Annotated in this window: 1 pseudogene; it reads right to left on the bottom strand. The window is 68.9% G+C overall.

Annotated features, from left to right (window positions below):
- Positions 1 to 98: 98 nt before the first annotated feature.
- Positions 99 to 412: pseudogene (locus QOL99_RS17625) on the bottom strand (hypothetical protein); the annotation flags it as partial.

Raw genomic sequence — 412 nt, forward strand, 5'->3', positions numbered from 1 at the left:
TCTCCCTGCTCCTCACCCCAACTCCCTGAAACCCAGGATGAGCCTGCAAGAAATGCCGGAGACCCCCGCAGGAGTCCCCGGCATTCAGAGAGTGTGCTTTAGCGGTTGACGAAACGGCCGCCGTGGCGGGCCATCGCGGCTTCGACCACGTCCATGGGCACGTCGTCCTCGATGGCGATGGCGCGGCCACCGCCCTCGACCGTGCTGTGCATCTCATCGTAGTGGGTGTCGTCCACCTCATAGCGGTCGTCGTAGCTGCGGGCGACACGGGTTTCCATTCCGTCACCGTGAACGGCGGCGTCAGCGGTTCCAGCGGCGGCGCCGAGGCCCGAGCCGAGGGCACCCATGCCCAGCAGGACCGGCACGGCAGCGAGGCCACCGGTCGCGGCCACCACAGCGCCCGCGGCCACGC

This window comes from Deinococcus rhizophilus, assembly GCF_030271215.1.
GTDB lineage: Bacteria > Deinococcota > Deinococci > Deinococcales > Deinococcaceae > Deinococcus > Deinococcus rhizophilus.